Origin of the sequence: Nocardia thailandica NBRC 100428 (assembly GCF_000308795.1) — a bacterium.
In the GTDB taxonomy this organism is placed as follows: Bacteria; Actinomycetota; Actinomycetes; order Mycobacteriales; family Mycobacteriaceae; genus Nocardia; species Nocardia thailandica.
On the sequence record NZ_BAGK01000295.1, the window covers coordinates 1 to 18331 of the forward strand.

The window sequence follows — 18331 nt, forward strand, 5'->3', positions numbered from 1 at the left end:
GCGGTCCAGCGTTCGCCGCGCCCGACCCCACCCTCAGATCGATGGCCTAAGCCCTGCCAGCAGATCCTGGATCTGCCGAGTCGGGATCATGGCGGCCGCCTCGAGCGAGCGTGAAAAGTGGCCCCAACATGCGAATTCCCCTCCGCCGGCCCCGAAACTTGAGGCGCGCGAGGGAATTCGTTAAGTCCGTGACCGACTCGACTCATTCAGAGCGGTCACGCGGGGTAGGACAGCAGTCCTCGGCGAGAGGACCTCTGGCGCTGCACACCTCGGGCAGAATCATCAAGCGCAAGGCAGGCACAGCGAGGGAGGAGCGCGGAGATGCTGCCCGCACTGTTGGAGGTTGGAAAATACGTCTCGGGGGCCGGGGCCTTTGCCTTGGCCTTCTACTATCGGGATCGAGCCAAGCGCGAGGCGGATCATGCTCGCGGCCCCCGGAGGATCCGAAGGCTAGAAGCGCAAGTGGACGTTATGAAGGCCCGGATCGACAGGCTCGACGATGCCTGCCCGGCGATACTGACGTTCGAGTACGACCTGGCCCGCCGCAGGGTGGCAGCCGAGCACGCGGTTCAACTCGCCCCCGAGGAAGCAACCCGCCAACTGCGATTCATGGCTCGACTCTACTTCCCGTTGATATTTCTGACGGCTGGGAGTTACTTCCTGCTCGACAGTTCCGATAGCGCCGCCTCTGGCCTCAGCCTGGTGACGACTACCTTGTACTGGCTGCTCATGGGGTCGATGATCGTTGCCGGTCTGATGACGCTTAACTCTTCGTGGAGCTTGGATCGGCGGCGAATGTTGTACAGCAGGCTGGGCGATCGTGCCGATCTGCCACAGATCCGGCCTGTCACATTCAATCCGTGGGTCTCGCGAGTGCCGAGTTCCCGTGCAGTTGATCGGTGGATCGTCGAGACTACCGGCCGACAGACCGACACCGGCTCGATCACCGCTGATCAGCTACGCACGATTCAGGCATCGATAGACGCGTGGTACACCTCGAGGGTGACTCACCGCATCCAACTGTCGCTCACGCAACTCAGTGGGGTGATTCGGGATCGAATGACAGACCCAGTTCGGATGAGATGACTTCGAGGCCGATCCTCACAAGTCGAGCCGTGTCACCATGGAAGAGTCGGCCTTCACCCGAAATAGACAGTTTCGGCCGGACACCAGGGCAGCCTGGTCAGTCCGCGTCCTTCGCTGTGCGTGTCCTTTTTGTCGCGGGCTTCTTCGCGGCGCGCTTGGTGGCGGGCTCTGCCGATACCGCCTTCTTCGCCGTCGCGGGCTTCTTCGCGGCGCGCTTGGTGGCGGGCTCTGCCGATACCGCCTTCTTCGCCGAAGACACCTGCGCTGTGGTCCGGCTTGCGTGGTTGGAGCCCAGCGCTACATGGGCCATCATGTTGCGGATTGCTGCGGTCGTGTCGTAACTCGCGAATGCCTCGCGCAGTCCGGCGGTGGCGTCGAAACCTGCTAGTGCTTCGCGCAGTCCAGCAGTCATGTCGACGTCCGCGAGCGCGTGGCGGGTCCACACTGTCGTGTCGACCCCCGCGAGTGCATCGCGAAGGCCAGCGGAGGGGTCGAACCCTGCGAATGCCTGGCTCCCCGCAGTGGTACGCGTACTCATCCTCTCCCGTTCAGCTTCTGAGGCTGCCACGTGGGTGACGCGGCTTGCTTCATCGACGGCTGCTTCGCTGACCTCGGCGGCGAGATACTTCCTCGCCAGGGCAAGGAAGGTCGGCACATCGACCAGATAGAATTCACACCCGGCCGTCCGCTTCATCTCCCTGACCAGCTCAACCCGAGGCATGGTGTATCCGCCGTCGCGGAACACCCAGTCCTCCTTCTTCTCGTTGGTGACCATCAGGACCGGCAACTTCCGTTCGGCAGCCTCGGTAAGCGTCTGTCGCCAAACCAGATAGTCACCGATGGAACGCTCAGCCTTCTTTCCGTCACGGTAGCCCGGTGGGATATGCCCAGCCATGCGCAGCTTGTGGGCGCTCTGGGCTGCGGAGGACTGCTTGTCGTCGAGTGCGGCTCCAGTCTTTCCATGAAACAGCACGTTGATCTTGGCTAGAATCGGGTCCGAGTCTGGGTCGGCGTCAGGGTCTAATGTGACCCCGTCAGTTGTACCTTCGATGTCACGAATCACCGGTTCGAGGGCGGCGAGCACACCTCCGTGGACAGTGTCGGCGGCGGCGGGTCCGTCGAGACCGTAGCGCTGAGCATGAGCGGCGACGGCTGTCACCAAGTCCTCGATCGGCTTCGCCAACTGGACGCTGATCGCGTCTCGAACATCTTGTCGCTCGCGGATGACCGTGGTCCGGTTGTCGTGGAACTCCTCGCCGACTCGGTTCGGGACCCAGAGCCGATCGCCCAGAAGCTCCAGCGTGTCGAAGTATTCCTCGCGGGTGGCGTCGGTGAAGCGATACAGGTCCAGCACCGCGTTCGTGTCCAGCACGACGAGGCCCTCGACAACAAAGCGTTTGGATTCGTCCTCGGTAGGAGGATAGTAACCCGCGAACTCGTCTCGGAAGCTGGAACTTCCAACAGAATCGTTCGATTGCTTCTCGGCGCGAGGGGAGGTCGACACGCAGCCAAGCCTACGGCTCCACGGCACACTCGCACAGTCCGGTCAACCAGGCGCAGCTCAACACAACAGGGATCGAGCCATTGCAGTGCCGAACAATCTCACCGCGGCTACCGCCTAAGGGAAAGCCGCCGCACTCGCCAGCCATCGGCACCGACCCGGCAACGATAGGCCGACCATAGCGCCGATCGAAGTGCGCCTACTGTTGCGGTGCGAGCGAACCGCTGATGAGTGCAACTGTCCCCGGCTCGGAGGGGATGAGCCGGGGACCAACACCGAGGCTACGCCGCCACCAAGCACGCCGCCTGCCGAAGACCGAACGACAGGGGTAGCCCGCGACGGGGGCGCAGGGTGATACTGGTCAGACGGGAGGTCGACGCTGTCTCTGCCGGGCGTCGGCGGTTGTTTCTCGGGTAAGGCGCGCTCAGCGGTCGGTGCACCTCGAAACGTGGCGAGACTATGAATTCAGCGACCGCCGGGCGGTGCGAGTCGGCGCATCGACGGCGGCCTTTCACGGCGACCGGAATCCGCCGGTACACGTCGTGCACACCTCGACCCAGGCCAACCGGACCGCGGAAACTGCGCCATGCCTGGGCTCGACGGACCACCTTTGGGTGCCACCTTCCCGGCTATGGGCGCGAACATTTCCCGTTCACTCTCGGAAGGTGATCGTCATGGGCAAGGACATGGACCGCGAGTCCGCCGACCGCATCATCGCTGCGGCCGACCGCGACCCGGACTCACCAACAGCGACCTCCGGCTTCGCCGACCGCGCCGACGCCGCCGCCACACGCAACGACGGTGAGGAGGACGACGACGACTGACAGGCCGATCGACCCGCCGACGTGACAGATCGATCCCGGCGGCAACGGTGCTGCCCGGTGCTGGATCGGACAGACCCATCGCCCGCAGCACCCGGGGCCGTTCCCCCTGGCAGGGCACAGGAAACGCCCCGTGGTGCCGAGCGAATGCTCGGCACCACGGGGCGTTTCCTGTGGTAGGCGGGTCAGGAGATGAGCGGCGGCACCTCGCGCGGGCTGAACGCGGGCGGGTTGCCCTTGTCACGGAACCGCCACGACGGCAACGGCATACGACCGGTGTCGGTGTCCTCACCGTCGCCGCTGTCCCCGGTGTCGTTGTCGCTGGTGGTGCGCTGTTCGATCATCTCGTTCAGCGTGGCCACGACCACCTCACGGGCGGCGGTCTCCGCGTCGCGGTACAGGGTGCCGGTCAGCGGGCCGGTCATGATCCGCACGGATCCGGTGTGGGGGAAGAACTCGCCATCGGTGGTGATCTGCTCGTAGCGCAACGCGATCGGCACCCACGGCACCAGCGACACCAGTACCGGCATCTGCAGCTCACGGATGGCCCTGTCGGCGATGGCGATCCACAGCTCGAGGCTGTCAGGGGCCTGGGGCGAGTCGGCGTAGGTCCGGTACAGGGCCGAGGCGAGGACCCTGGGGGTTGGGGTGGAGTACATGGTCGAGCACCTTTCTCAGGGGTTAGATTGAGAGGGCGGTGTCGGACTCCCCGGAGTTAGCGGCTCCGGGGATTCCGGCATCGCCCAGTTTCAGGACGCGAGGGTGAATTTCTTGGGGGCCGTGCTGGTCTGGCGCGCGGTCCCGCCATCGGTCAACTTGACCAGGGCGTTGTGGACCGCGCCGCTGGACCGGTTCAGGGCTTTGCCGATCTGGTGTGGGGTGAACTCCTTTCCGGGGTTTTCGTGCAGGAAGTCCTCGACCTGCCCGCGCAGGGCACCAGCGGGCAGGCGGTGCACCGTCGACTCCGCGTCCGCTGCTGCGCCGTCGTCGGACCCGGCCGGTGTCACTCGGGCACCGGGGGCGGGTTCGTCGCGCGTGGGGGCGGCTACCGGCGTCTCCGTCGTGGCTTCGGGCGCGGGGTCGGTCGGGGCCGTCTGCGGTGCGGGTGCGACCGGTGCGTGCGCAACGGGTTCGGGGGTGGCCGGTTCGGCCGGTTCGGGGTCGGGTTCGGTACCGGCGGGCACGGCCGGGGCCGGTTCGGGTTTCGCCCCGGCGGTCCAGCGCTTCCCGACCCCGGGTTTGCCCGGGTCGGTGACCCACACAGCCCCGGCGAGGGTCCACTCGGTCAGCAGGTGCCGTGCGGGAATGGCTCCGATGGCAGCGAACTGGGCCAGCTCGGCGGTGGTGCTGCCCGGGTGGGTTTGCAGGGCCTCCCACAGTGCCCGGGCTTCGGCACTGTGCAGCGCGGGCACCGGCACCGCCGCCCCCGGGTCAGGGCGCTCGGTGTCGGCCGGTGCGGGTGTCTCGGTCGCCACCGGTTCCGGCGCGGCGGGGGCCGGGTCCGGGTCGATGGTGGCGGGTGCGCCCGCGCCCGGGGTCCAGGTCTTGGCTGCGCGGGGCGATGCGGGGTCGGTGTGGGACTGGGCGCACCCGGCGGTTTCCCACTGGGCCAGCAGCCGCCGCGCGGTCGACAGTCCGATCCCGGCGATGTCGGCCAGCGCGGCGGTGGTGCGGTCGGGGTGGGCGCGCAGTGCCGCCCACAGTGCCGGGGTGCTGTCGCGGCGCGGCACCGGCACGGTACCGCCGCCCGTGTCGTGTTCGGTGGCGGGTGCCGCCGGTGTGGTGGCCACGGCGACGTTCGTGGTTTTCGACATGGGATTTTCCTTCCAACAATGGTTTTGGTGAATTTCGTGGTGTCCCCCTGCGGGGGGACGGAATGCGCACCAGTCGGGGTGGTTTCCCCGGGCGGTCGGTGCGATTCCGGGTCCATGACCGCTCGATAGGGCGTGTGATGTCAAGCGGAACAACGAAATTGGTTCCGGCCCCGAATGACGCTCATCCGCTCTCGTAATCGCCTCGGCGCGAACAGAATTCGACGCACGGCTGTCGGCTCAGGGACTGCGAGGGAGCCTCACGCCGCCGGCCTCGCCGCGGGGCGCCCGGCAGGCGAGGCGCGCGGCCTCGACTCGCGAGTCGGTCGGGTGCGCCGGTCACGAGTCGGCCGCATCGGTGGCGGAGTGCTCGGTGGCGAGGGCCGCGCGCAGCCATCGCCCGCCGCCGCTGAGTTCGTAGTGCACGTGGTGGTCGAGTTCCCAGCTGTCGGCGCACTCGGTGCAGATGGTGCAGCCGTGGGTGCAGCGCGCCGGGTCCCGTACGAGCAGGATCCGGGCCGGTGGGTCGTTGCTGGCACGCAGTCCGAGCACGACGAGGTCGTCACTGCAGGGATTGGTACCCGGTGTGAGGAGACCGTCCTCGTCGGGGGTGCGGGTGTGTTTCATGGGCGGCTCCTGCTCGCGGATCGGGTGGTGCGGGGTCGTCGGAGAGGTTGATCGGGTGAGGCGTTCGTGGAGGGCGCCGGTGGTGCGGTCGAGCCACACGGTCGCGGCATGCCCGTGGGAGCCCCGGCGCAACCGGTCGGCGGCACCGGCGGCGTAGGCGGCGATGTCGTCGGGGTGTACGAGGTGGATGCGGGGGGCGGCGTAGCCGCCGGTGCCGCCGAGCACGTGGGCAACGGTGTACATGCCGCGCCGGTCATGCGGGGCGGGTGCGTAGACGGCGAACTGGTCGCCGGTGAGGGCGTTGGCGATCACGTAGATCGAGTCGAGGGCGGCCGTGGTGGCGGTCGCGGGGGTGTCGGTCATGGTGGGACTCCTGTCGTCGCCGCCCGGGACGGGGCGGGTTTGGGTGGTGGGGCCGCGCCGGTGTTCCGGGCGCGGCCCCGGGGCCGGGTGGCCCGGGCGCGGGGTGCGCCCGGGTGCCGGGGTCTAGGTGGCGCGCACGGCGGCGGTGGCGGCGCGGGCGATCTCGGCGGCGGTGGTCGCGGGATCGGTGAGCAGGTGCGGGTTGGAGTTCTTGAGGGGGTCGACATGCCCGCGTGCCGGTGCCAGCCACAGCACCGCGCACCCGGCCGCGCGCAACAGGTCGAGGCGCTTCTGGGCGCGGTCGCGGTTGATGCCGGAGTAGATGCCGTCGGAGATGATCACCAGCAGCCGCGCCGCGCCGGGGCGAGCCAGCCCGAGGGCACCCTCGAGGGCCACGATGGCGAAATCGAGCACCTCGACTCCGTCCGGGCAACCGAACTCGGTCACCTGAGCGGGCGCGGTGCCGGGGTAGGTGATCGGGGTGACGGTCTCGCCGAATGTCACGGTCGCGGTGGTGGCGGGCACGGCGGCCAGCTCGGCGGCGCGGGCGATGATCCACGCCGCCGAGGACACCGGGGCGGCGAACCTGCGCATCGAGGAGGACACGTCGCACGCGATGCCGACTTTCAGCGGCGGTTGCGGGCTGTTCTTGCGGGCGGTGCGGGTGAACGGTTCGGCGGTCGGGATGGCCCCGGCCGCGAGCTGGGCCTGCCGGGCCAGCACACCGCGCATGCGCACCCGCCCCGGCGGCACCACCGAGGTCGTTTTCACCGTGGCCCGCTCGCGGGCGGCGGCGGTGTCCAGCGCCCGGGCCAGTACCCGCGCCGCGCTCTGTTCCTTCGCTCTCGGCGTGCGGGTGCGGCGCACGATCCGCGAGGTGCGCAGTCCCCCGCCGTCGCCGTGCCCGTCGCTGAACACCTTCTCCGCCAACCGCTGAGCCCGTTCCTCACGGTCGGCGGCGGCACGGCGTGCGGCGGCGGCGGACTCGGCCGGGTCGGCGGGCACGGGGTTGGCCGCGATCTCGCGGGCGATGGCGGCGGCCGTGGCGCGGATGGCCGAGCCCAGCTTCGAGTCCGGCAGCGGGGCGGCGTGAGGGTCGGGGCCTACGATGTCGAGCCAGCGCTGCCCGAGTTCGAGCATGGCCGTGGTGTCGGTATCGGCGACGGTGTGGGCCTCGCGCCAGATTGCCCGCAGTTTGGCGAGGGTGTCGGTGCCGAGGATGGACTCGATCTCGAGCGCCAGCGCCGCGCATTCGGACTGTTCCAGGATCCCGGCGTCGATCCGGCCGAGCACGAGGGCGGCGTTGTGGGCGGCGGCGTAGGTGGTGCGCGGGGTCTGGGCGGTCGCGGTCTCGCCGCCGTTGTCGCCGATCACGATCTCGGTGGCGCTGGCGCGCAACCAATGCCGGTCATCGGGGCGGCGGCGAACCTGGGCGGCCTCGATCCGCGACTCCTCCAGCAGTTTCGCCGCCGTCACGACCTCGGGGTGGGCCAGCAGCGGCGGCTCCCACACCGAGTGTTTGGCGTGGGCGCACTCGTGCACGAGCGCGCCCCACAGCGCCGCGTACCGGTTGCGGTCGCTGTTGCGGGCCGGGTCGGCATCAGCGGGGTCGATCGCGAGCCGGGAACCGTCGAGTTCGATGGCGGCCAGTGCGCGCACGAACACCGCAGGGTGCCCGAACGCCGCGCCGGGGGCGATGCTCACACTCAGGTCGTCGCGATCGGCGATCGATGGCACCTCGGCGGTCATTGCGGCTGACAGGGTGGCCCAGCCCCCGGTGACGGGCACCGAGGCCGGGGCGGGGGTGGCAGGCGCGGCGGCGGGGGCCGCCCCCGCCCCGGCGGCGGCCGGGGCGGAAGCGGTGCCGGTGCCCGGGGTCGCGGGCGCGGCAGGGTTGGCGGGGGCGGGGGCGGTGATGGCGTGGCCGGTCATGGCAGGCAATACCTTTCGGGAGTTCGCGCGGGGGCGGGTGTCAGAGGCGGGGCCCGAGGGCGAGCGGGGTGTGGGTGGTGCCGCACACGGTCCGCATCACGGCGGCCACCACCTCGCGGTCCTCTTCCGGGGCCGCCCCGAGGAGGTTGGCCATCGCGGTCTCGGGGTCGGTGGCGGCGGCGATCTTGCGGAACGCCAGCAACTCGCGCAGCTGCGGGGCCCACCCGACCTCCCCCTTTGCCTGCCGCGCGGCCAGCTCCCGCGCCACTTTCACCGCGCGGCGTTCCACCCCGAGCTGGGTGGCCAGGTCGAGGTCAGAGACCACGCGCACCTGGAACGCGAACCGGGAACTCAGCGCATCGGAAAGGATGGCCCCGTGCACGCCGGGGTTGTGGCCTGCCACCACGAAGAACCCGGGCACGGCTTTCACGACCTCGCCGGTTGCTTTGACCACCAGCTCTTTGCGGCCGTCCATCGCCGGATACACCGCCGCGAGCACGGTCGGCGAGATCAGGGTCGCGTCGTCGATGAACAGCACCCGGCCCTCTTTCATCGCCCGCACCAGCGGGCCGTCCATGAACACGAAACGGCCGTCCGGGGTTTGGGTGTACTCGCCCACGAAATCGGCGACCGTGGTGTCCCCGTCGCCCTGCACCGTGAGCAGGTCGCCGTAGGCGGCCTCGATGAGCGAGGTCTTCCCGGTGCCGGGCGGCCCGTACAGCAGCACCGGCACCTCCGCCGCGCGCATGGTCCGCAGCACGTCCACATCGGCGCGCCCGGCGAGCTTGCGCAGGTGGTAGTCCTGCCCGTTCGGCCGGGCCACCGTGTTACCCGTGCGGTCCGGTGCCGCCGGGGTGGCGGGCGCGGCCGGGGCGGGGGCCGGGGTGGCGGTTTTCTTGGTGCGGCGGGCCGGTTTCGGCTTGCTGGGGGCCGGGGCCGCCGGGGTGGCAGGCGCGGTCGGGGCCGGGGTGGCAGCGGCCGGAGCGGCGGCGGTGGCCGTGGTGGTGGTGGCGCGGTAGCGGCGGGGCGCGGCCGAGGTGCGTTCGGCGTGCCCGGCGGCGGTCAACGCCTCGAGGGCGTTGCCGACCGCGCCGGAGGACCGGCCGAGCCCGGTAGCGATTTCGCGGGGCGACTGTTCGCGGGTCGGGTCGGCGGCCAGCGCGGCGGCCACCATGCGGCGGAGTTCACCGTTGGGCAGGCGACCGGCGGCCGGGGCGGTGGAAGCGGCGGGGGCGGGTGTGGTGGGCATTTCGACTCCTGCAAATTCCGGTTCCGAATTCGTGCCGGTTTCCGGCATACGTGCGACGTGGCCGCCATTCGGATTTCTGCGAATTTCCCGGCGAATTCCGGGAACGGGGTCGACGCTAGCTCGACCTCGAACAGCCTCACAACCCCGAAAACAGCTCAATTTTCCGGAATTTTTCCGGACAACCGCGAGTCCGACTAGGCAATTCCCGGGCGCAGCGCCCACACGCACCTGCCAGCCCGCACGCAACTCGAACAAAAGAATCAAGGAAGAATAAAGGACAATGAGGAATAGAACGAGAAAGGAGATGCATGGAAAAGGTAGCAGGCAGATTACAACACACGGGAACACACAGGGAGCCGACCGTAAGACACCGCCCGAGCATGTCTATACAGCTTTGTGTATAGACAATCCACACTGATATCCGCGCGGATAAACCACCCATTACCTGCGGATATGCGGCCACGGGGAGGGTTGTCTTGATTCCCCCACGGATCAGTTCACCGAACCTGACCAGCGAATACTCCACGGATCGAGAACCATCGAGCCACCCAGGCGGTCAACAATTCGAGAATTGAATAGAAGAAGATCGTCAGCCGTAAATGCGCTGACGATTCCCCCAATTTGAATGCCATTATTTTTGCAGTTGTCGGCGGGATATTCGACAGCACAACCCGCACCTGTAGGATAAACGATAGTTGACAATCAGGGAAATCCCCGATGGTTTGTTATTGTTTCTCAGTGTGGCGTAGTCGGTCGAGTAGTTCTCGTGTCTCGCGGCTCGGGGTTTGGCCGATTTCGGCGAGTTTTCTGGCCAGGAGGGTGTAGGTGCGGGTGAGTGCGGCGTTTTCGCCGAGGCGGGCGTGTAGGCGCAGGATGTCTCGCCAGACCGGTTCGTTGTAGGGGTCGTTCTCGACGGTTGTTTCGAGCATTCCCAGGGTGGCGCGGGGGTCGTTGTCGGTGTTGCGGGTGGCCAGCCAGCTCAAGGCGTTGAGCGAGGTGCGCCGCGCCGATTCGCGCAGGGCTTCGACCCAGGTGTCGGTGAGGTCGCTGGCCAGCTCGCTGGTGGCTAAGGCCGCGATCTGTCGGGCAGCGGCGGCCTGGTCGATGTCGCTGCGTGCGCGGCGGCGCGCGGTCACCGCTGTGTTGAAGTCCCAGTAGTCGACGCCGACCAGCTGGGGTGAGAGCTGGAATTGGAGGCGGTCGTCGGCGAGGATGTCGGTGATCTGCCCGCCGGTGGCGGTGGTGATCGCGGCGCGCAGGCGGCTCAGGGTGTTGGCGAGTGCGCTGCCGCCCTTGTCGCGGGGGCGTGTGCCCCACAGCAGCTCGATCAACTGGTGGCGCGAGAGCCCGTCTGGGTGCAGGGCGAGGACGGCGACGAGTTCGCGGATGCGGGGCTGCAATTGCACAGTGATCTCGACGCTGGCCCCGGTGTCGGGATCACGCCAGAAGAGCCGTGTCGGCCCGAAAACCCGCACCGTCAACGCTGGCTCATTCCCTACGGGTTCCGAAACTGGTGTGATGTCAGCGCTTTCGGCCTCGGCCTCCGAGTCGATGCTGGACTCGGGTGCCGCGGCGAGGTCGTCCTCGCGCGGGTGGCCGGCATCCTCGGCCTCGACCGCGAGTCCCGGGGCAGTCGCCGGTAGCGGCGGGAGAAGCTCGGTGGTCACAGGCTCAGCCTCGCGGTGACGCGAGGCGTGCATCGGCGCAGCGTCGATGCTATAGATCCTCGGCCCGTCCTCGCCGCGGTGTCTCGGGCGGGACTGTCCGACAGCTCGGGTGGTGTGCGGGAGGACGAGGAGGTCGCGGCGGCCGTCGTCGCCGAGCTGGATGTCGACGGCGGTGGTGATCGAACGGGCTGGAGTGATCAGATGCCGTCGTGCCCGGCGACCGGTCAGCACCGCTCGGGCACTGGTGCGTGAGGCGGGCAGGGTGCCCACGACCGGGAACCCGATCGCGGCGAGGTAGGCGTTGCTGCCGCCGATGACCACGATCCCGCGCAGGCGGCGTCGACGGGTGAGGTCGAGGATGCGCTGGGCGGCATCCTGCGGGTCGAGGTGGTCGGCGCGCACGACGAACAGGCTGCCGTCGGCGGCAGCGATGACCGGATGCGGCGGCGAGTCCGGTTCCGGGACACCGCAATCGGCGAACACCGTGGCCCCGAACCCACGCCAGCTCGCGTGCGGCCCCGTGAGCAGTTCAACGGCCGGGACCGGGCGAGCAGGGTCGTGGCTTGGCGGCGCGGCCAGCAACGCCTCCCCACCGGGCAAATACTGCACATGCTGGGCGAGCGAGTTCGCGCTGACGCGCTGACCGGTGACGCTGCGCCGGGCCAGGCTCGCCAACCCGAGATGCGGGTCCAGATCGACCATGTCGGCGAGTTGGCCGCCTGCGGGGTCGGCTTCCACGATGACGGCGGGCTCGGGGCCGGGCCAGGCGTGTGCCAGCGCAACGGCGGTCGTGGTGGTTCCGGCGCGCGGGCTCAGTCCGGCCACAGCGATCAGATACGGCGCCTGCGAGCCCGGCCTCATCATCGGTATCCGCCTCCTATCCTTGCTTCTGGAAGTTGGAGATCACCAGCGCGCCACCGGGCTCGGCGGGGCGGGTGTTGATCAGCTGGAGGTAGTCGGTCCGTGTCCGGTCCGGGTGCAGTTCCACGATGTGCACCGTGGCAGTTGTCGGGGCGATCGGGGTGATCGCGACACAGTGCCGGGTGCCGGGCGGGATGGTGGCGATGCCCGCGGCGAGTCCCTCGACGGCGATCCCGGTCTCGGGGGCGAGCAACAGCATCGCTTTCGCGGCGTCGCGGTCGATGTAGTAGGCGGCCTCGAAGGAGGCGATCAACCCTTCCAGGGTGGCGCGATCACCGGCGCGGTCGGTGACCACGGTGCCCGTGAGCCCGGTGCACGGGCCCTGCGCAGTGGTGGTCGAGCTGGGAGGGGCTGCGGTCGTGACCGTTGCCTGCTGGCCGGTGTCGGCGCTGTTGTCGGCGGAGACCACCAGCACAGCGGCCAGGACGGCGATCAGGGCCGCCAGGGCGGCCCAGGCCCCGCCTGGCAACCGGTGCCCGATGCCGCCCCACCCGACGGAAAACCCGCCGCCTTCGGCAGCGGTGGGGGAATGTCGAAGGGGGTAGGCCCAGCATTCCCCCGAGGACGGCTCACGCTCGTCGACAGACGGATCGGAGCCGGTGCCCGTCACCAGGCGCAGGCCGGGGAGCGCGGGCAGGTCGACCCAGGTCTCGTCGTCGCTGTCGTCGTCATCTGGATTGCGCGGGTACCTCGCCATTCATCTCGCCTCGCCTCACATCGGGGGTTCTCCGGGGCCCGCCCGCACCCTGGGGTGGGGGAAGTGGGGGTGCCAGGGTGCGGGCGGGTTCCCCCGGAGGGGTTCAGGGGCGGCTCACGCGCCTCGCCTGGCCTCGGCCTCGCCCTGCGCGGAGATCGGCTGGGGCACAGGGCCGGTGGCTATGTCCTCGGTGAGCCGGGCCAGGACATCGGAGATCGCCCAGTGCGCGGTGGAACGGTGGTCGCCGTCGTACTCGCGCCAGTCCACGTTCGTGCCGCGTTGCCGGTAGGCGATCATGGCGCGCCGCCCTGCGCGCACCGGCACGACCAGATCCAGCTCGCCGTGGTAAAGGTGCAGCGGCACAGCCGTTTTAACATGGGCCAAAGATTCCAGGGCGAGGACGCGTCGCCACCAGTGGTCGTTCCACGGATCGGGTTCGCGGCACCAGTGAGCCAGCGGCTCGGGGAACCGTTGCAAGAGTTCGACGACGGTGAGGTGGCGGGCCTCGGCGGCAGCGACAAGACCCGCTTCGTTGAGGACATGCCGCAGCGGGAGCTGGTTGTAGGCGTGGGACAACCCGATCAGCCCGGCGAACGCCAGCCCCGCGAGGCCGGTGCGGGTGTTGCGGCCGACCAACGGGGCCAGGACCGCCAGGTCGGAGAAGACCGCCCCAGCGGCGACACCACGCAGGTCGACCTCAGGTGCGTACCAGGGCTGCAGCTCCGCCGCGACCGCCGCGATCCGGCCGCCGTCGGCGTATCCCCACGCCAGCACCGGGGCGACCGGTAGGTCCAGGTCCGAGGCGCGGTAGACCGCACGAGCCAGATCGAGCACGGGTTTGGCACCGGCCGCGCGGGCCGCGAGGAAGGTGTGCGGGCCCGTCCCCGCACCGAGGCCCTGCCCGTCGGGGACGGCGACGACCCAGCCTCGCGCGAGGGCGGCGTCGATGCCGGCGAGGTTGTACTCGGTGCCGGTCGCGAGCAGTTGCGAGGGCGCGCAATGGCCGCCGAGTCCGCGAAACGGTGGGCAGTAGATCAGGATCGCGCCGGTTCCCGGTGTCGGCTTGGACTCTGGGATCAGGATGATCGCCGAGGCCGCGATCGGCTGGGAGCGGGAATCGCTCGAGACGTAGACGAGTTGCCAGGCTCCGGCCGCGCCCGCCAGCTGCGGGACGAAAACCGGTCGCAGGCGGACGATGTCGCCTGGACGGATGCCTTCGGGGAGGACGGGGGTGGTGTAGAAGTCGCTGATGGTCATCGGTTGGCTCCGGCGAGGTCGTGGGCAGCGGCGGTCAGCCACGCGGCCCCGTTAGCGATGAGCCCGTTCGCGGCATAGCCGGTGTGGCGGGCGGGAATATCGGAGTAGCGCAACCACACCGCAGGATCGACCAGGTCGGCGTTGTCGGCTACGAGCTGGCCCCATGCGGCCGAGAGTCCGGCCGCGAGCGGTGGGAGCGTGGTCAACGGGTTGGCGGCGACGGTAGCGGTCATTTCGGCCCAGCGCGCGGTCGCGGCGGCGCTCTCATCCGGGCCGGGTGCCGGGGTGCGGGAGTCGGCGGCTTCGGTGAGTCGCTGGGCCAGACTCGCCGCGGGCGCATAGGTCACGGTGTCGGACCCGGTCTGGAAGTCGTGGAGCACCACGGTGGTCCAGGCGTCACCGAGCGCGCCCGAGAGCAGATTCTGGATAGAGCCGATCGCGGCGATGGGATCGCGCAGGTCGGCCTGGGCGGCGATCTGCGCGGCGAACCGCAGCAGCGCGGCGCGATCGGGGGCCGAGCAGCTGAGATCGCCCTCGACGCAGATGTCGCCGACCCGGCCGGTCAGCGCACCGTAGTCGGCCCCGGAGGTGGTGGCGATCCCGCCGCCGGAGGCGACGGCGCTGGTCAGGTTCAAACGAGACACCGCTGCCCCGCTGGTGCCGGGGGCCGGGTCCGGGCTCGTCTGCCCGGGTCGGCCCGCGATCACCGGCGAGCCCGGAGCACGGTCGGGGTCGGAGTACAGGATCACCGCGGCGACTCGCTCTGGCGCCACGGGGCCTTCCCCGGCCCCGACCATCTGCGCGAACCCCGAAGCAACCTGCGCGCCTTGGGAATAGCCGACGACCGCCTGCGAGGTCCCCGGGCAGATCCCCGCGACACGCTCGGACTCGGCAAGCAGAGCGTTCAGGCCGGTGCTCGCCGAGGCCGCATACGGGGCGGTGCCGCCCCCGGTGCCGGGTGCTCCCCCGAAGCTGGCCGGGTAGGCGACATAGGACTTGGCCACCAGCGTCGGGTCACCGGCGGCGACAGGGCCCATGAGGTGACCGAGCATGCCGGAATCGGCGGTCTCGGATGCGCCTGGTGAGGACTCGGAGGTGCCTTGGACTCCGAGGATCCACAGGGCCGGGCAGCCTTGGCCGGCGACCTCGGGTTGCGCGCTCGCCGGGCCCGGGCTCGTGGCGGCGAGGGCAGCAGTGAAGGTCGCGGCGGCGACGGTCGTGGTGGTGAGCAGGCGAAGGCCGGTCATGGCTGGCCGACCCCCACACCTGCGCCGAAGCCCGCACCGACCGTGCCACCGACAAGTGCGCCCACGGCGGCGGCAGGCGCGCCCGCGACCACCGCGCCCGCAGCAGCCCCGGCCGCCGCGCCCAACGCGGTACCGGCCACGCCGGAGGTGATCGTGCCGATCACCGGCACCGCGATCACCGTGCCGAGGGCGGCTCCGGCGATACCGCCGATGGTGCCTCCGGCGAGCCCGCCCACGACCGCGCCGACAGCGGCGGCCGGGGCACCGGCGAGCGCGCCGCCGATCGCTCCCCCAGCACCGGCACCCGCGATGGTGGCACCGGCAACCCGGTCCGAACGGCCCGCAGGAAGGCCAACACTGTCGAGGAAGGTAGCGGCCTGAGCTTCCAGGCCCGCGCTGACGTTGTTGATGGTGTCGCCGACCTCCGGGGGCAACCAATCCGGTTCTGCAAACTGGGCTCGACCGATGCGGATCGTGTCCAGCGGCGGTTCGATCGGGGCGACCGGCTCCACCGGCTCCGGCGAATGCAGCTCCACCAGGTACACCGGCGGCGCGGGCGCGGGGTCGGGCTCCGGACGCGGCGTGGGACCGTTGCGGATCTCGGGCGGTTGTTCCTGGTAGACCGGCGGTTCGGGCACGGCGGGAGCGGGAGGTGGTGCGGGAGCGTCGGTTCCGGGCTGGACCGGAGCGGTCACCCCGGGCTGGTCCGCGATCGGTGCGAGCTCGGTCATCGCGGCAGCGTCCGTGGCGGTCAACATCATCAGCACCGGCACCACACCAGCAGCGACCAGGCGGCCACCCCACAGCATGCGACCGCCATAGGTCAGACGGGAACCGTGACCCTGCACGCAGCCGGGGACGGGTCGAGCCTGCGAGGCAGCCGAGAAGTTGCGTCCTGGTTCGGGCATGGCAAATCACCCCTTCGGGGTCAGGAATAGAACGAGGAAGAAAGGCGAATGATGCAATGCATCATGCACTGCACGATGCAGTACATTTCTCCGGCGCTCCCGGCTGCACACCGCAGCCGGGAGCCCGGTGAAGCTCTAAAAAATTAGAGCTGGAAGGTCTGCCTCAGAGGTAGGGCAGCGCCAGCGCCGCGACCTGCGACGCGATGGCCAGCACGTTCGACAGCAGCGACGCGCCGATGTTGAGGAACGAGACGATCGAGTACGGATCCACGAGGTTTTCCCTTTCGGAAGAGGTGCAGTACTCCACCATCACAACCGCGAAACCTGCTGTCGCGCCACCCTTTCGGCTGGTAAGGATTTCGGTACCTTTTCTCTTACCACCCCGGAAACGCGCGACAACCTGCCCTGATCAGGCAAAGTGGTAAAGAAATCGTCAGTCAGAAAGTTTTCCGGCGAATGTCCCGGACAGGAAGAGGGTCGTCGAAAATACCCCGAGCGCCTCGGACGAGGTCCGTAGCTAATTGTCGGCCAGGTCACAGTGAATGCCCGGTGGCCGGACCGTTCCCCTTCTGGTAGGAATTAATCAACTCGGGGGAGTGAACTCTTCAACCTATCGCGTGGTGGAGGGGTGTCGGAAGACTCAAATAGGAGGGGCTTGACACATGGACCGGAGGACCCACTGGACCCGGCGACCGCAGCGAGGCCGGAACCGCTGCGTCGAGACCGAGTTGCCAGCGCTGGGCCGGTGGGTGAGGCAGATCCGTGAGCACCAGGGCCTGTCCCGGCCCGAGGCCGCCAGCCGACTCGCCATCAGCTATGACCTGCTCAAGAAGATCGAGCACGGAAGCACGCCCTGCTCACCGCCCGTCCTCGAGCAGATGATCACCACCTACGGCCTCGATGAGTCCCAGGCCCGCCACACCCGCGAACTCGCTGAACCATCGGCATCGCTGATCCCGGTCGAGGAGCTACGCACCCGCCCCGCCGCCGCCGAGCACCACGCGACGCTGCGCCGCCTCGATGAACGCGGCTGGGTCGGAGCCTATCTCGACCCCCTGTGGACGGTGATCTACGCCAACCAACGCTTCCGCGCCGAGCTGCCCGACGTCGACGCCTACGACGACAACCTGGCCCTGTGGTTCTTCCACCCCGGCAGCACCACACCCACCGCCGAACCCCGCGTGGTGCACTGGGACGCCGCCGCCACCCACATAGTCGCGTCCCTGCGCGCCAAGTTCGGCCTCTATCGCCACAGCGCCCGCGCACGCGAGCTACACGAGACACTCAGCGCGGCAACGCCTTTCCGGGATCGTTGGACCGGCAGCACCGAGGTCGCCTACGGCTACAAAACCGTCCAGCCCATGAAGGTCCGCGACCTCGCCACCGGCGAAGAGTGTCCGATCCGCATCCACCTCGGCGTCGGCGCACAGGAACCACCCGACATCAGGTTCTGCTTCGTCTACCCCGACCCTGACCAGCGGGCCAGCACCTGACCTTGCCCACCCCACGACACCTCCCCGGATTCCCCGGGGAGGTTCAACCAACCGAGGAGCACCCATGACCGGCATCCCTCAGCGCACCCGTAATCACGCAGCCAATCCGGACAGCCCCAACACCGCACCTTCTGCTGCGGTCGGCATCGACATCGTCCTCATCCCGCCGCAGAAGCGAGACCACTGACATGACCGACGTGCTCTCCGGGATGCCCGACTTCCACGACACCCTGGAATTCCTGCGCCACAAGCGCCAGCTATCCCGCGAATCCACCGCCACCCAAGCAGGATTCAGCATCTCCCGTCTCAACGAGATCATCCAGCACCGCACCCCGCCCGGCCCCAAGCTCAAGAAGGGCCTGTACGCGTTCTTCGACCTCACCCCCACCCAGCAACGCCACCTCGACGACCTGCTGCGCCCCTCCGCCACACTGCCCACGATCACCGGCCTGCGCCAATACCTCGCTGATCAGAACGTCCAGACCCACCTCGACCACCTCGACCGATGCGAGGTCATGGGCGCCTACCTCGACCCTCTCCAGAACGTCCTGCACGCCAACCAGGCCTTCTACCGGATGACCCCCGGCCTCGCCGACGCCGACCACAACATCGTGGCTTGGATGTGCTGCCAAACCGCTCGCGACCTGATCGAGGACTGGCACGAACACCTGCTCTACAACATCCGCAACCTACGCACCAGCCTCGGCCGCTACCGCGACGCACCCCGAGCACGAGCCCTGTTCCAAACACT

The 18331-nt window shown here is 69.1% G+C and carries 16 protein-coding genes; 5 read left to right on the top strand and 11 right to left on the bottom strand.

The window, feature by feature from the left end; all coding sequences use genetic code 11:
• Positions 1-321 precede the first annotated feature (321 nt).
• Positions 322-1086: a hypothetical protein gene (locus tag ON36_RS29050; RefSeq protein ID WP_157225053.1), complete on the top strand. Its 765-nt coding sequence runs from the start codon at positions 322-324 to the stop codon at positions 1084-1086.
• 97 nt (positions 1087-1183) lie between these two features.
• Here ON36_RS29050 and ON36_RS34335 read toward each other — a convergent pair whose 3' ends face one another.
• Entirely contained in the window at positions 1184-2590 is a 1407-nt protein-coding gene (locus tag ON36_RS34335; protein WP_157225054.1) for a PIN-like domain-containing protein, read from the bottom strand.
• A 671-nt stretch (positions 2591-3261) separates the two neighbouring features.
• On the opposite strand from ON36_RS34335, the gene ON36_RS35135 reads away from it, so the two are divergent.
• Positions 3262-3411 carry a hypothetical protein gene (locus ON36_RS35135; RefSeq protein WP_157225055.1) on the top strand — a complete coding sequence of 50 codons (150 nt, stop codon included), beginning with the start codon at positions 3262-3264 and terminating at the stop codon, positions 3409-3411.
• A 182-nt stretch (positions 3412-3593) separates the two neighbouring features.
• On the opposite strand, the gene ON36_RS29060 is transcribed toward ON36_RS35135, so the two are convergent.
• The 10 genes from ON36_RS29060 to ON36_RS29105 all read right to left on the bottom strand — a co-directional run bounded on the left by ON36_RS29060 (position 3594) and on the right by ON36_RS29105 (position 15988).
• Positions 3594-4067, bottom strand: coding sequence for a hypothetical protein (locus tag ON36_RS29060; RefSeq protein WP_043660422.1), 474 nt, complete (start codon positions 4065-4067; stop codon positions 3594-3596).
• Between the two features lie 90 nt (positions 4068-4157).
• Entirely contained in the window at positions 4158-5222 is a 1065-nt protein-coding gene (locus ON36_RS29065; protein WP_043660425.1) for a hypothetical protein, read from the bottom strand.
• Positions 5223-5558: 336 nt separating this feature from the next.
• Entirely contained in the window at positions 5559-6209 is a 651-nt protein-coding gene (locus tag ON36_RS34340) for a hypothetical protein (RefSeq protein ID WP_043660427.1), read from the bottom strand.
• A 123-nt stretch (positions 6210-6332) separates the two neighbouring features.
• The gene (locus ON36_RS29075) at positions 6333-8141 is read right to left on the bottom strand and encodes a vWA domain-containing protein (RefSeq protein WP_157225056.1); all 1809 of its coding nucleotides are present in this window, start codon (positions 8139-8141) and stop codon (positions 6333-6335) included.
• A 40-nt stretch (positions 8142-8181) separates the two neighbouring features.
• Positions 8182-9390 (bottom strand): AAA family ATPase, encoded by a 1209-nt coding sequence (locus ON36_RS29080; RefSeq protein WP_043660428.1) that lies wholly within the window; start codon positions 9388-9390, stop codon positions 8182-8184.
• Between the two features lie 725 nt (positions 9391-10115).
• Positions 10116-11759 (bottom strand): AfsR/SARP family transcriptional regulator, encoded by a 1644-nt coding sequence (locus ON36_RS29085; RefSeq protein WP_169334748.1) that lies wholly within the window; start codon positions 11757-11759, stop codon positions 10116-10118.
• A 175-nt stretch (positions 11760-11934) separates the two neighbouring features.
• On the bottom strand, positions 11935-12675 hold the full coding sequence (locus ON36_RS33060; protein WP_052314466.1) for a DUF8176 domain-containing protein: 741 nt from the start codon (positions 12673-12675) through the stop codon (positions 11935-11937).
• 114 nt (positions 12676-12789) lie between these two features.
• The gene (locus tag ON36_RS29095) at positions 12790-13932 is read right to left on the bottom strand and encodes a lipase family protein (RefSeq protein ID WP_052314467.1); all 1143 of its coding nucleotides are present in this window, start codon (positions 13930-13932) and stop codon (positions 12790-12792) included.
• Positions 13929-15179, bottom strand: a complete 1251-nt coding sequence (locus tag ON36_RS29100) for a cutinase family protein (RefSeq protein WP_043660432.1) — start codon at positions 15177-15179, stop codon at positions 13929-13931. Before ON36_RS29100 ends, ON36_RS29095 begins: the two co-directional genes overlap by 4 nt.
• On the bottom strand, positions 15176-15988 hold the full coding sequence (locus tag ON36_RS29105) for a hypothetical protein (protein WP_157225058.1): 813 nt from the start codon (positions 15986-15988) through the stop codon (positions 15176-15178). Before ON36_RS29105 ends, ON36_RS29100 begins: the two co-directional genes overlap by 4 nt.
• Before the next feature lie 761 nt (positions 15989-16749).
• Here ON36_RS29105 and ON36_RS29110 point away from each other — a divergent pair.
• From ON36_RS29110 to ON36_RS29115, 3 genes are all read left to right on the top strand, one after another.
• The gene (locus ON36_RS29110; protein ID WP_083885508.1) at positions 16750-17580 is read left to right on the top strand and encodes an MmyB family transcriptional regulator; all 831 of its coding nucleotides are present in this window, start codon (positions 16750-16752) and stop codon (positions 17578-17580) included.
• Positions 17581-17644: 64 nt separating this feature from the next.
• Complete coding sequence (locus ON36_RS36710) at positions 17645-17767, top strand: hypothetical protein (protein ID WP_281004921.1); 123 nt, start codon at positions 17645-17647, stop codon at positions 17765-17767.
• A 1-nt stretch (position 17768) separates the two neighbouring features.
• On the top strand, positions 17769-18331 hold a 563-nt coding region (locus ON36_RS29115; protein WP_043660436.1), incomplete at its 3' end, for an MmyB family transcriptional regulator.